The sequence below is a fragment of the Mucilaginibacter myungsuensis genome (assembly GCF_015222005.1).
Lineage (GTDB): Bacteria > Bacteroidota > Bacteroidia > Sphingobacteriales > Sphingobacteriaceae > Mucilaginibacter > Mucilaginibacter myungsuensis.
Genome location: NZ_JADFFL010000005.1, coordinates 70799 through 83591, shown reverse-complemented (window position 1 = coordinate 83591; position 12793 = coordinate 70799). Strand labels below are relative to the sequence as shown.

The following is a 12793-nucleotide window of genomic DNA, read 5'->3' as shown; positions in this document are numbered from 1 at the left end:
TCGTTGAATCACACAATCCGTATAAAATTTTCAACTTAAATGAAAAAGAGCGCTGATTACATCTCCCTTTTTGTAAATTTGAATAGTCAATAAAGTGGGCACCTAACTAAGCACCTGAAGATTGACTTTCTTTGTAAATAGCTGATAATAAGCACATTTTAGAAATAGGTTCGAGCCCAGGTGGGCGCACAGAAAATCAGCTGATTTTCAGGCAGTTACAAGTAAATTGTAACTGCCTTTTTGTTTTATAAAAATTTTGGTACGAAATAGGTATGAAAACACAATCGTAGGAAATACTGTGCTTTTATAGCCAGATTTAGCTAAAATAGAATTCGTAACCGTAGGTCGGCAGTTCGATCCTACTTCCCTCTATCTCATCAAGAGGCGGTTACGAGAGAGAGGGCTTTTTAACGGCTATATTGTTTTATAATCAAAGTGGTCAAGTAGGTTATCTTGCTTTGAAACACGACTTTCCAATAATTAACCTTTCAATTGCAATTTTAAACAACACTGCGCATTAATATTCTACACAGCCGGTTTTCCCTCGGCTAATCGCTCTTTAATGTTAAAGGGTTGCTGATAAAATCTTTTTTTAGTTCCTTTATATAATGCATTAGCCAATGCGCCGAACATTGGCGGAAACAGCGGTTCGCCCAGCCCGGTTGGATCTTTCTCGCTTTTTACAAAATGTACCTCGATGGCCTTCGGTGCCTCTTTGTGGCGTATCATTCTATACTTATCAAAATTACTTTTCTCCGGCCGACCATCTTTGATCGTCATTTCGCCGAATAAAGCGTTACCAATAGCATCCACACAACCGCCTTCGCAAAGGTTGGCCGCAGCTATTGGATTTACTACGACACCGCAATCTACAGCGTTATAAACCTTCTGTATCACAGGCTCGTTTTTCACCATCACCAGATCAACCACCTGGGCCACGTAGGAGTTATGGCAAAAATAAGCTGCCACACCACGGCTTATGCCCGGTTTAGACTGGCCCCAGTTAGATTTTTCTTTCACCAGTTTTAAAACTCCCGCGTAACGTTCCGCATCATAGTCGTTTCGTTGCCCTACAGGTTTCGTCCTGGCGCGTTCCAGTAATTCTAAACGAAACTCTATCGGGTCCTTACCGGCTGCTTCAGCTACTTCATCTAAAAAAGACTGTTCGGCACCGCCTATAAAATTTGAACCCGGCGCACGGAATGCGCCTACTGTAACATTAGAGCGAATCGTCCAGCTCTCGGCCAAATAATTATCCACAGCGCCCGCTGGAAAGCGGTTAGCAGCCACAGCGCTTTCAGGCACACCGCCACCACGAACGTGGAAACCTATCAGGTTGTTATTAGCATCCAGTGCCGCGCGATAAGTTGCAGTATAATGCGGACGGTAAACACCTCCGGTCATATCGTCTTCACGGGTGTAAACCAGTTTTATAGGAGCTTTCATTTTTTGCGATATAACAGCTGCCTCAACAGCGTAGTGCGAATAGGCTCTTCTACCAAATCCGCCGCCCATACGAGTTAACTGAATATCGATCTTATCTGCCGGGATGCCTATCCGTGCGGAAATGGCCGACTCGATCATACCCGGTGCTTGTAGAGGCCCGGCCAGTTCGGCTTTATCAGCAGTCACGTTAGCAAAAAAATTGATCGGTTCCATCGGGTTGTGCGCCAGGAATGGTGCCGTGTAGGTACGCTCTATCACTTTAGCCGCGCTTTTAAAAGCTGCCTCAGGGTCGCCGTCCTTACGGGCGGCATTTACCTGTTGCTTAGACATCTCTTCCATTTTTTGGCGTTGCGTAACAGTGCTTTCCAATACCGCTCCCGGCATTGGTTCCCACTCGGTTTTTAGGGCCTTTTTAGCGTTCATAACCTCCCAGGTGCTGTTGCCTACAACTACCACTAAATTATTGAAAGTAGTTGCATTAAACCCTCCCACCCTTGTGCCCTCGGCGTAGGTATCAATGGTAAATATATCTTTAATACCGGGCATTTTCCTGGCTGCCATATCGTCCAGCGACTTTAGCTTAAGCCCAAAACCTGGCGCGTGGGTGATCATAGCGATCAGCATCCCTTCGTGTTTAATATCAATTGTAAATAGCGGTTTACCGGTCGCAATTTTTACGCCGTCCACATTCTTTGTCGAAGTACCTATAACTTTAAAATCCTTTACACCCTTTAAGGTCAAGCCTGTAGGTGTGGGTAGTGTAGCAGCCTTCGCGGCAAGGTCGCCATAAGGCGCTGACTTTCCACTTATCTTATGATAAACAACGCCGGCCCCGGTAGTGATCTCGGTAGCCGGGACACCCCAAATTTGTGCGGCCGCTTCAATAAGCATTTGCCGTGCGGTAGCGCCTGCTGTACGCAGCGAGCGCCAGGCAGACCGGACGCCGTTACTGCCTCCGGTGAACTGTCCGCCGTATTTACGGTCGTGGGGGGCCTGTTCAACCACTATCTTTTTCCAGTCAATATCCAATTCCTCAGCAATGAGCATTGGTAGTGAAGTTTTTACGTTTTGCCCGAACTCAGGGTTAGGTGCCATTAGTGTGATTACACCGTCTGCGCCTATTTTTATATACCCGGAGAGTTCAACAGGTGCCACAACAGCATTTGCGCTTGCCGCTTTGGCCGATGTTAACCAGCTAAACCCAATCATTAGGCCACCGCCTGCCAGCGCTGTGCTTTTTAAAAACGAACGCCTGTCTATGGTGTTTTTTTCAGTTTTCATGTTGCTATCGTTAAAGGTTTAGGACTTCGATGCTGTTTTTATAGCTGCATGAATGCGTAAATAAGTCCCGCAACGGCAAATATTTCCATTCATAGCATTGTCAATCTGCTCATCAGTAGGTTTTGGGGTTGTTTTTAAAAGGGCGGCCGCACTCATGATCTGGCCTGCCTGGCAATAACCGCATTGGCTCACATCGTGCTCTATCCAGGCTTTCTGCACCGGGTGGTCTCCCTTTTCCGATAATCCTTCGATGGTCGTTATTTTACTACCCGCTGCCGCCGAAACCGGCAACTGGCACGACCGAACCGCCGTTCCGTTTAAGTGTACCGTGCACGCGCCGCAAGCTGCTATTCCACAGCCGTATTTGGCTCCTACGAGGTTTAAATGGTCCCGCAATACCCATAACATGGGCGTATTTGGGTCTATATTCAGGGTTTGCTTTTTACCGTTAACGGTTAAGTTGATGGCTGCCATGATGTGAAATCTCTGGTTTATTGCTTGGTAGTTATTGAACAGGTTTTCTTGGTTAGCTAATATACATATTATACTTAGCAAAGCCACTGATTTGTAATATTTTAGTTCTTCATTTTCCGTTGTATTCCTCATCGGTAACCGCTGCGCCCATAGTTGCCCCGCCCTTGTCTAAGTTTGGCGTAGCTACGGTGTGCGACATCGGCCCATCAGGCGATGCGCCATGCCAGTGCAGCACATTTGGCGGACATACAACTGCCTCGCCCTGTTTAATGACTTGTTTAGGCTTGCCCTTTTCCTGGTACCAGGCCGTGCCTAAAGTAACTACTATAAACTGACCGCCTGCGTGGGAATGCCAAATAGTGCGCGCCTTTGGCTGGAAGGTTACTTTAGCCGCCCCGCAGTTTAACTCAACAGGTGTAGACAATCTTTCTACCGTTGCCGTGCCTCCGGTAAAAAAACCGCCATTGGATGATTGACCATTCGCAACACTTGCAAACAATAAGATGAATACTATCATCAAAACATTAACTGCGCAATTTTTCATATCGTTTTTAATTTAACTTGGGTCATTGCCCGACCAGATCCGCTGGTCGCATTTCTGCAAACCAACGTCTCTTTTACGGGGAACCGCCTTTCCGGTAAGGACAGTTCAATTTTTTAATCAATTACTTTTTTGTTCGCGGCCCGGCTCTTCCTTACCTCTGCATTAGTCACCAAACCCGCTTTATTACCAAAACTATTACGGACGTAACTGAGTACCGCTGCTATTTCACTATCCTTTAAAAATGCTTGCGATGGCATTTCACCAGCATATACATCGCCATTCACCTTTATTTCACCGCTCAGGCCATTCAGTAGTATTTTGATCAACGTCGTTTTATCGCCAAGCACATATTCGGTCTTGATGAGCGGCGGAATCATATTTTGGGCACCAGTCCCATCAACCTGATGACAGGTCATACAGCGCTGCGTGTATATCGCTTTGCCATTTGGCTTTTGCTGTGCTTTACTAAGCAGGGGTGAAAAAATTATAACGGCTAAAAAGAGTTTAATCTTCATAACTTAATTTCGGTCAATGCGGTATAATCTCCCGCCGTCAGTGATGACATATAAAGCGTTATCCGTTCCTTGCGTAATATCTCTAAAGCGCTGTCCTTCGCTGGATAACAGTCGTTCCTCGCCCGTAACCCGATCATCAGAAATCACCAGTCTGACGATATGTTGTCCGCTTAATGCACCAATAAAAAGATTATTTTCCCATTCCGGAATACGATTGCCCTTATAAAATGTCATCCCGCTGGGTGATACTACAGGATCCCAATAATAAACGGGTTGTTCCATACCTTCGCGTTGCTGCTGCGCTTCGCCTACTGGTTGGCCCGAATATTCAAGGCCATAAGTAATGATCGGCCAGCCATAATTCCCTCCGGCTTTAAGGTGATTGATCTCGTCGCCGCCTCTCGGCCCATGCTCGCTTTGCCAAATGTCACCGGTCACCGGATGAACGGCAAGTCCTTGAGGATTTCTGTGCCCTATCGTATAAATCTCTGTACGCGGACCAGTTTGTAAAAAGGGATTACCGGCTGCCGATTGTCCGTTAGTATTGATGCGTATTACTTTACCCAAAGTGGCCGTAAAATATTGGGCCATTTGTCTTGTCGCGTTGTCAGCCCTTTCCCCAATGCTAGCTAACAGGTTTCCATCACGATCGAAAGTGACACGACCTCCATAATGGTTAACTCCGTTATAAGCAGGTGTAGCTCGGTAGATAACCGTTACATTCTCCATCGCAGTCCCAGCAGAGGAAAGTCTGCCTTTTGCTATAGCAGTAACATTTCCATCACTTAACCTTTCTGAAAAGGACCAGTAAACCATCCTATTGCTTGCAAATGCCGGATCAAGGCATAAACCTAATAATCCACCCTGCCCGCCGCCATTTACTGCGGGTACTCCGCTCAAGGGGGCACTGACTTGTCCGCTTGCAGTAACAATACGCATATTCCCGCCTTTTTCTGTTACTAAAAAACGACCGTCGGGTAAGCTTGCAATTCCCCAGGGTGCCGTTAATGATGAGGTCAACACCTGAGCGGTAAAGCTGGTTGTGGTTTTAACGGCGCTAATGCGTGTTTGCCCTGTAAACGCCGCTGAATATCTGGAATTAGGAGGGTTTGTTTCGACGGGCGTGGTAGTTGGCGTTGTTGTTGGAGGAATCGTGGTAGGCGGGTCGGGTGTTTCCACCGAATTCCCTTTTTTCTTGCACGATCCGATCATCAGCAATAAACCGGTACTTAAAATGACAAGGTAGTTTTTCATCGATTTTGTTTTTATAGTCCGTTAATGGATCACCTTTATCTTTTGTAGCCACTCTCTAACCTCAGCACTTGTCCGCGTTTCCTTTTCCCCCTTCATTACGAATAACACTCCGTCACGTTCAATACCGCCTGTGGTAGAATATCCTTCCAGCACTTTACTATCTGGACAAAATTCTTTTACCGTTTCAAAGCCGCTGCCCACGCCATAACCGGCATTGGTATTGAATGGCGCTATTGTTTTACCCTTCAGATCGTACTGCTTTAAAAAGCTTTTCATGGGTGGCGGGATTTTCATATCCCAGGTAGGGAAACCCACAAAAACGATGTCGTATTTCTCCATATCAACCCGCGTTTTTAGCGGAGGTAAATAATTGTCCCTGTTTTCCTGCACCATTTGTGCCACGTGTTGCCGGTAATTTTCGGGATAGGGCTTCACTAATTCCAAGCCTAACAGCGTTCCGCCTACATTTTTTTGAATCATTTGAGCAACAGCAAAAGTATTTTTCGTCCGGGTCAAATACACGATCAAGATTTTTTTACCCGCTAATGTAGATGGTTGCTGCGCTTTAGAACAACTTGTCATCAAGCTTAACAGCAATGCGATCATCAAAAAGCGGGTCATTGTCATTTGAATTTTATTAGGCTCTTATTTTTAACTTAAATCGTATTTCAATAGGGGTATTGATCAACTATTTTTTATAAGTAATTCTATAGATCACTCCGGCAACATCGTCTGAAACCAGCATTGATCCATCCGCCAATAAAAGCACGTCTACTGGTCGGCCCCATGCCCTTTGTGCCGCCTCATCCAGCCAGCCACTTGCAAAAGTTTCGTAACCGGCAGCTTTGCCATCCTTTATTTTCACCAAGCTAACCCGGTAACCATTTTTCTTACTACGATTCCACGAACCGTGTTCAGCTATAAACAACTGATCTTTGTACTGTGCAGGAAACATTTTGCCCGTATAAAACTTTAGTCCAAGTGGGGCAACGTGCGCTCCAAGGTTTTGAGCAGGCGCGGTAAATTCAGATGCTTCGTGCGTACCCCCAAACTGCGGATCTTTAATGGTACCGCTGTGGAAATATGGGAAGCCGAAATTCATGCCAGCTTTTGGTGCGGTGTTTAGCTCGCAAAAAGGAACATCATCACCTAACTGATCGCGGCCATTATCCGTGAACCACATCTCTTTAGTAGTGGGATGCCAGGTAAAGCCAACCGAATTACGGATTCCGCTGGCAAACTTTTCAAGCCCGGTGCCGTCGTCATTCATGCGAAAGATAGCCGCGTGACGGTCGTCAGGTATGCCAATGTTAGTAGGAGAGCCTACCGGCACATATAGTTTCCCGTCAGGCCCGAATGCGATGTACTTCCAGCCATGCGCCCATTCTGTCGGGAATTTGTCGTTAATAACTTCGCCCTTACCCGGACTTTCCAGATTCTTGTCTATATCTGCAAACTTGGTTACTTTACTGATCTCGGCTACATATAACGCGCCATTTTTAATGGCAACGCCATTAGGGTTGTTCATCCCCGTGGTTATCGTCCATTTTTTATCAGCTATATTATCTCCGTCCGTGTCTTTCACGGCAAACACGCTGCCTGGTCGCTGTGTTCCCACAAATAGCGTTCCTGTTGGCGACATGACCATGGAACGGGCACCTTGCACCTCGGCATATACACTGATAGAGAAACCAGCGGGCATTTTTATCTGGTCTAAAGGCAATGCTGCGCTTGCTTTTGTTATGGCTGCGGTGAAATGATCTTTTTCTTTATTTCCTAAAAATAGCGCGCCGGTGATAAGCAGGGCGACAGAGGTGGTCAACAGTTTTTTCATGGTTTTATTTTACTTTATATGCGATGATACGATTGGTGAAAAATGAGGGAACGAACAAGGTTTTCGACTTGCTATCATAGCTGATATCGTTAGCGCCTATACGGGATGCACGGGTATCTAATAATATTTGCTTAGTGGAATTTGGGTTTACATAGTACAAGATCCCCTGGTAGTTACTGACGATAAATTCATTATCTCCGATCATCACAACGCCATCCATACCGTTATCAAATCCGTCGGCTATTTTGGTGATCTCTTTGTTTGCATTAGCCTTAACCAGGCTATTGGAGGTGATGATGTAGAGATCGGCACCTGCGGTTAATAGCCCGTTAGCGCCCGGTAAATTCTCTACATAAATTGTGGCTTTGTCTTCGATCCTGTAAACCTTACCGCCACGTGTATCACTAACGTATATGATCCATTTAGCATCCACTGCAAGATCGTTCAACATTCCGGCTCCCTCGATCGGTATCCGTTTGACCACTGTCGCCTTCTCTACATCTATTACTGCTACACCGGCACCTTCTTTGGTATATAACAGACCGTTGTAAATGGCCGATCCCATATTGCCCCGCAAGCCAGTCACCCAATCGGCTTTAATTGTCTTTCCGTCGATCCCCATGTGCACAATGGTGCCCGAACCCATACTGGATACGTATAAGGAATTGGATCTAGCATCATAAAGCACTGATTCAGGCGACCTTAGGGTCAGTGAATCTGATTGCCACAATTTCTCAAGGCTATGCTGAGCCATGAGCGTTGTACAGGTAAGCACCGCAATGCCGGATAACAGGATTTTTTTCATTATCTTTTTAAGTGTTTATGGTTTCGTGGGCGCCTCTACAGCAGAATAATTTAAGACCGCTTGCGGTAGGCGCAAACCCTTTATGGAAATACCGGATAATTCTTGATTGAACTGATTTAACTCATCGACACTGAATTTAACCGAATCTGCCGCGCTATTCTCCAGCATGTGCACCATCTGTGTTGTCCCGGGTATTGGCACAATCCATGGCTTTTTTGCAAGAAGCCACGCTAATGATATTTGCCCCGGTGTAGCTTTTTTGCGTGCCGCCCAGCTTTGTAGTAATTTTACGAGTGCTAGGTTATTTGGCATATTTTCAGGGGAGAACCGGCCTTCAATAGCACGAATATCCCCGGGTGCAAAGCGAGTATTTTCGTCTATTGCGCCCGTTAGAAAACCTACACCCAGCGGGCTCCAGCAAACAAAGCCAATACCAAGTTCCTCGCAAAGCGGAAGGATTGTTTCTTCCGGCCCGCGCCATAGCAACGAATATTCATTTTGTATGGCAGTAACCGGATGAACGGCGTGTGCTCGCCTAACAGTTTGCGCTCCGGGTTCAGACAGCCCGTAATGCAATAATTTGCCTTGTTTAATTAGATCTTTGATAGCACCGACAACATCTTCAATGGGTACAGCCGGATCTACGCGGTGTTGATATAACAGATCAATACGATCTGTGCGAAGCCGTTTTAACATGGCCTCCACCACTACTTTGATATGCTCCGGGCGGCTGTTAAGGCCAGGCAAACGTTGTCCGGTCTTTTGGTCAATATTCCAACCGTACTTAGTTTCGATCACGATCTTATTTCTAAAAGACGATGTCGCCTCACCTAATATTTTCTCACATTCCCAGGGACCGTAAGCTTCCGCCGTATCAAATAGGGTTATACCATTATCGAACGCCTTTTGAATTATCCTGATCATTTCCGGCCGCGACGGAATGGTAGTTTGATAAGTACGGCTCATGTTCTGCACACCAAGGCCAATGTTCGATACCTCCAGTTTCCCCAACTTGCGTTTGCCGGTAACCGCGCGGTCATTATTTGATACTTGTGCAGCTAACGAATTACTGGCTAATAAAGTGCTACCTGCCAAAGCAAGGCCGCCTTTAAGCAGGTTACGACGATTGATCTTTGATATGTTGCTTTCTGAATTTTCCATGTTAACTATTCAATTTTCGCTCACCCAACCATTTAACCATTTTTGGGTCGCGGTGATCAAAGAAACTGCTAGCATTAGTATCTAAGCCCTTTATGGTCTCCATGTCTTCGCCGCTTAATTGAAAGTCGAAAACATTAAAGTTTTCGGCCATGCGTTCTTTACGGACGGATTTCGGAATGGCAACTACACCTCTCTGAATTAGCCAGCGTAATACGACCTGTGCAATTGACTTATTGTATTTGTCACCTATAGATCTCAATAACCCATTGTGGAAAAGGTCATTTTTACCTTCAGCAAACGGACCCCAAGATTCTATCTGTACATTGTTCTCCACCATAAATTGTTGCGCCTCGTGTTGCTGATGGAATGGATGCGTTTCGACTTGGTTTACAGCAGGCACTACCTTATTGTGAATGATCAAGTCAATTAACCTATCCGGCTGAAAATTACTTACACCAATGGCCCTGATCTTGCCGTCGCTGTATAATTTTTCCATGGCGCGCCATTCCCCATAAACATCACCATAGGGCTGGTGGATCAAATACAGATCAAGGTAATCCAGTTGCAGTTGTTCAAGCGAATTTTCAAATGCTTTGATCGCGCCATCAAAACCAGCTGACTGTATCCAAAGCTTGGTAGTGATAAACAATTCTTCGCGTGGCACGCCGCTGGCTTTTATGGCCTTGCCCACTGCTTCTTCATTACCGTATGACTGCGCTGTATCTATCAGGCGATAGCCCGATTCAATGGCATCCAATACGCTTCTTTCACATTCGGCCGGATCGGTCACCTGAAAAACGCCGAACCCCAGGATCGGCATTTCCACTCCATTATTTAATTTAACTTTTTGCATAATTTGATCATACAAAGTTGATGCCTTTAAACTGGTATAAGCTTATACCAATCACTGGAATACCTACCATTACTACTGTTTCACCATTTTAACGGGACGCATGATTTGCGAAAGTAAGTGAGCCCATTTTCCATGCTCCGTTTTCTTTGACATACACTTCAGTCACCATGAATGCATGGATCACTTCGTTGCCGCCAACAGCGGCCAGCAGATCGATATCATTCAATACAATAGCAGTGTTACCAATAATATTAACCGATGCGCCATAAACGTCTGCCTTTTTATACCAGATATTGCCACCTTTGATCGTATTGATCTCCTGGGTTTTCCCCCAGCTGCCACCCATGTGCACAAATACGCAGGATTCTTTAAAAAGCACATTTAAGGAATCGACATTTTTATCGGCCATCCAGGCCCATTTATTTTTGGAAATATCAAGTACGGCCTGCTCCTCCTTTGTGAAAGTTTTGGCGGTCGAATTAGGTAATTTAGCCTGGGCAGTTGCAAATTGAACTCCGGCAAAAAGCAGGATTAAAGCAAAAAATGTTGTTTTCATGGGATTACGTTTATCCAAATCAAAGCATTATCGGCGAAGCTTTAATTTTTAATAGACCGTTCGGGGAATATCCCCGACAGTCTGCGGTTTTCAACCGACCGGAATGCCCGAACTATCTATGATTTTGCCCGATCTGTATATTAGTAGTTGCCAAATCAAATAAAACAGCGATTTTGCAGCAGATGAATAAGCGGATCTTAAAAGCCATATTTTCAATTGATTTCGTTGTGATGGCGGCATTACTGGGTTTGCTAATCTCGCAGTTAAATACTTATGCAGATAAGCCCTGGGAGTTTTGGCTGAAACAGGTCTTTGAAAACTGTTCTATCGCCGCGCTTTATTTCTGCAACATCTACCTGCTTTTTCCAAAGCTATCCCATAAATATTGGGGTGTCCTTTATGTGATCAGCCTTATCCTAGCCGTATGCTTACTGGTGTGGATTAATTTAATGTTTGCCAACTTGCTGGGTATTGATAACATTTTTATCAAATTATATTCTAAGCCGGGGCACCCTTACGTTCCTAATCATCACTGGACCAAAACCTGGATCACAGCACTTTCGGTATTGACACTCGCCTTAAGCTATGTTTCTGTGATAGCCAAAAGGCTGCAAAAGAAGCAACTGGCGTTCGAGGTGTCTGAAAAGGAACGCATCGGTGCCGAATTGGCTTTTTTAAAAGCACAGATCAATCCTCACTTTTTATTCAATACGCTACATACCATTTACGCCTTGATGGATACCAACCCGGCTTCTGCTAAGACCTCTATATATTCCCTCTCACACATGATGCGCTACGTGCTTTATGAAACCAAGAATGAGCAAACCTCTTTATTTAAAGAAATTGAGTTTATAGAAGACTTTATCGCGTTAATGAAAGTACGTATCGCGGAAGATGTACAGATCATTTTTGATAAACAGCCGGGTTTGGGCGACCTTCCTTTGGCTCCAATGCTATTCTTACCTTTCATCGAAAATGCTTTTAAGCATGGGATCAGTGCTGTTAATCCAAGCTATGTCTACATCGGCATATCCGAGAAAGATAAATTGGTAACGTTTGAAGTGCGAAACTCACTATTCAATGGTTTAGCAAAGCAGTTGGATGATGACAAAGGCATCGGAGTAGCTAATACCCGACGCAGGTTAGATCTAATATATCCGGGCAAGTATGACTTGATAGCCGAGCCGGATGATTTTGCGAAAGAGTTTGTGGTCACTTTAACTTTGAATACCAATGAGTATTAACTGTATCGCTGTAGATGACGAACCGGCTGCGCTTGATCTGATCTCTTCTTATATTGAACAAACTCCCTATTTGAATTTGATAGGCCGATATAATAACGCGATAGCTGCGCTACAAGAGGTTCATCAAAGTCCACAACTTCAACTTATCTTTTTGGATATCCGAATGGCAGACCTTAGTGGTATTGAATTGGCCCGTATTATTAGTCAATCGGATAAAAAGAAAAACCTGCGTATAATATTTACTACGGCTTACGATCAATACGCTATTGACGGGTTTAAGGTAGATGCCTTAGATTATTTGGTTAAACCATTCAATTATGTAGATTTCTCAAAAGCTGCGGAAAAGGCTAGGGATTATTTCTTTATGTATGAAAATAGTTTGCAAGCGGGATCCAATGAATTTAAACCGATATTGGAGCAACGGCCATATATTTATCTAAAAGTAGAGCACCAGTTGGTGAAAGTTGATGTGGAGGATATTTTATATATCGAGGGTTTAAAAGACTATGTAAAGGTGTTTTTGAGATCAACGGATAAACCTTTACTTACCCTAACTAGCCTGAAACGGCTTCAGGAAAAGCTACCGGTCGACATGTTTTTACGCCTGCACCGCTCTTTCATAGTCGCGACCGCCGCTATTAAATCAGCAACCAAAACATCCGTTCAGGTAGGGACTACGACGATAGCCGTCAGCGAACAGTTTAAAGAAGATTTTAATGCTTTTTTGAATAAATGGGTGCTGTAATTAATACTTTTTACCTCATAACCCGAAGGTCGTAGGTACGAATCCTGCTCCGCTACTTCTAAATCAGCCTGTTACGAGGAT

Annotated in this window: 13 protein-coding genes; 2 read left to right on the top strand and 11 right to left on the bottom strand. The window is 44.8% G+C overall.

Features of this window, described 5'->3' with window-relative positions; translation table 11 throughout:
- Window positions 1-525: 525 nt before the first annotated feature.
- The 11 genes from IRJ16_RS13865 to IRJ16_RS13815 all read right to left on the bottom strand — a co-directional run bounded on the left by IRJ16_RS13865 (window position 526) and on the right by IRJ16_RS13815 (window position 10723).
- Window positions 526-2727, bottom strand: coding sequence for a xanthine dehydrogenase family protein molybdopterin-binding subunit (locus tag IRJ16_RS13865; protein WP_194112206.1), 2202 nt, complete (start codon window positions 2725-2727; stop codon window positions 526-528).
- Window positions 2728-2745: 18 nt separating this feature from the next.
- Window positions 2746-3201, bottom strand: coding sequence for a (2Fe-2S)-binding protein (locus tag IRJ16_RS13860; RefSeq protein WP_194112205.1), 456 nt, complete (start codon window positions 3199-3201; stop codon window positions 2746-2748).
- A 109-nt stretch (window positions 3202-3310) separates the two neighbouring features.
- Window positions 3311-3745, bottom strand: coding sequence for a cupin domain-containing protein (locus tag IRJ16_RS13855; protein ID WP_194112204.1), 435 nt, complete (start codon window positions 3743-3745; stop codon window positions 3311-3313).
- 113 nt (window positions 3746-3858) lie between these two features.
- Window positions 3859-4260, bottom strand: a complete 402-nt coding sequence (locus IRJ16_RS13850; RefSeq protein WP_194112203.1) for a c-type cytochrome — start codon at window positions 4258-4260, stop codon at window positions 3859-3861.
- A 3-nt stretch (window positions 4261-4263) separates the two neighbouring features.
- A complete protein-coding gene (locus tag IRJ16_RS13845) occupies window positions 4264-5514 on the bottom strand; it encodes a PQQ-dependent sugar dehydrogenase (RefSeq protein ID WP_194112202.1) in 1251 nt (416 codons plus the stop codon).
- A 21-nt stretch (window positions 5515-5535) separates the two neighbouring features.
- Window positions 5536-6120 carry a flavodoxin family protein gene (locus IRJ16_RS13840; RefSeq protein WP_228080145.1) on the bottom strand — a complete coding sequence of 195 codons (585 nt, stop codon included), beginning with the start codon at window positions 6118-6120 and terminating at the stop codon, window positions 5536-5538.
- A gap of 82 nt (window positions 6121-6202) precedes the next feature.
- Window positions 6203-7348 (bottom strand): PQQ-dependent sugar dehydrogenase, encoded by a 1146-nt coding sequence (locus IRJ16_RS13835; protein ID WP_194112200.1) that lies wholly within the window; start codon window positions 7346-7348, stop codon window positions 6203-6205.
- 4 nt (window positions 7349-7352) lie between these two features.
- Complete coding sequence (locus IRJ16_RS13830; protein WP_194112199.1) at window positions 7353-8153, bottom strand: ATP/GTP-binding protein; 801 nt, start codon at window positions 8151-8153, stop codon at window positions 7353-7355.
- 15 nt (window positions 8154-8168) lie between these two features.
- Complete coding sequence (locus IRJ16_RS13825; protein ID WP_194112198.1) at window positions 8169-9314, bottom strand: aldo/keto reductase; 1146 nt, start codon at window positions 9312-9314, stop codon at window positions 8169-8171.
- Window position 9315: 1 nt separating this feature from the next.
- A complete protein-coding gene (locus tag IRJ16_RS13820) occupies window positions 9316-10167 on the bottom strand; it encodes an aldo/keto reductase (RefSeq protein ID WP_194112197.1) in 852 nt (283 codons plus the stop codon).
- Between the two features lie 88 nt (window positions 10168-10255).
- Window positions 10256-10723, bottom strand: coding sequence for a nuclear transport factor 2 family protein (locus tag IRJ16_RS13815; RefSeq protein ID WP_194112196.1), 468 nt, complete (start codon window positions 10721-10723; stop codon window positions 10256-10258).
- Between the two features lie 230 nt (window positions 10724-10953).
- Here IRJ16_RS13815 and IRJ16_RS13810 point away from each other — a divergent pair, with 230 nt between their 5' ends.
- Together IRJ16_RS13810 and IRJ16_RS13805 are read left to right on the top strand one after the other, a co-directional pair.
- Window positions 10954-11967, top strand: a complete 1014-nt coding sequence (locus tag IRJ16_RS13810; RefSeq protein ID WP_194112195.1) for a sensor histidine kinase — start codon at window positions 10954-10956, stop codon at window positions 11965-11967.
- Window positions 11957-12712 (top strand): LytR/AlgR family response regulator transcription factor, encoded by a 756-nt coding sequence (locus tag IRJ16_RS13805; RefSeq protein WP_194112194.1) that lies wholly within the window; start codon window positions 11957-11959, stop codon window positions 12710-12712. The genes IRJ16_RS13810 and IRJ16_RS13805 overlap by 11 nt, the downstream gene beginning before the upstream one ends.
- Window positions 12713-12793 lie beyond the last annotated feature (81 nt).